The sequence below is a fragment of the Vibrio sp. 1401 genome, from assembly GCF_033340295.1.
In genome coordinates this window covers 1-720 of record NZ_JAWOWF010000338.1, presented here as the reverse complement: position 1 = coordinate 720, position 720 = coordinate 1, and the positions used below count along the sequence as shown (strand labels likewise).

Genomic DNA, 720 nt, shown 5'->3' with positions numbered 1-720 from the left:
CTATCACAGCTGCAGGCGTTGAAGTTGCTAAGAGCGAAGTTCGCCTTCCTGAAGGTGCTCTACGTACAACTGGTGAGTTCGAGATCAGCGTTCAACTTCACTCTGAAGTTTTCGCTACTGCGAAAGTACAGGTTGTTGCTGCTGAGTAATTCAGTATTAAGACGAAATACTAAAAAGCACCTCTTCGGAGGTGCTTTTTTTTTGGGGGGGCTGAAATTGAGTGATAAAAATTGGAGATTAAAACGCGAAAAGCAGATTGACGGAGAACACACTGTCGGCTTTGCTTAATCCCTCTGGTACTTTATCGTGGTATTGACGCGAGTGAGCAAGTTTCAATGCAATGTCTTCGGTAATGTCATTAGTGACACTGAGTTCGCTATCCACACGCGTATTACTTTTACCTGTAACGAGCGTGATATCAGCGGCAAAGCTCAAGTTATCCAGAGCATGCCACGTGGTATTGAGATTGCCACGGAAAATGCCTTCACGAACGATGTTAGGGAAGACGATATCGTCATCATCAATCTCATCCAAGTTCGGCTCCTGATAACGAAAACCAGGGCCAATCTCAGCTTCTAAGATAAAGTTTTCGGTGTAGGAAAACTGATAACCCAGACCGCCTGATAAGGTGTAATCTTTGAAATAGGCGCGATAGCGCGAATCAACGCCTTTAAAGCTTCCATCCAAGTAGGTTTTGGGTCCTAACTTGTAGTCACTTTG

Annotated in this window: 2 protein-coding genes; one reads left to right on the top strand and one right to left on the bottom strand. The window is 44.6% G+C overall.

What is annotated here, in order from left to right; genetic code table 11:
• Positions 1-149 (top strand): 50S ribosomal L9 C-terminal domain-containing protein (locus R7Z77_RS25490; protein ID WP_318137069.1); only part of this gene is annotated, 149 nt, incomplete at its 5' end.
• A gap of 88 nt (positions 150-237) precedes the next feature.
• Here R7Z77_RS25490 and R7Z77_RS25485 read toward each other — a convergent pair.
• The coding region (locus tag R7Z77_RS25485) for a DUF481 domain-containing protein (protein ID WP_318137068.1) at positions 238-720 on the bottom strand (483 nt) is incomplete at its 5' end.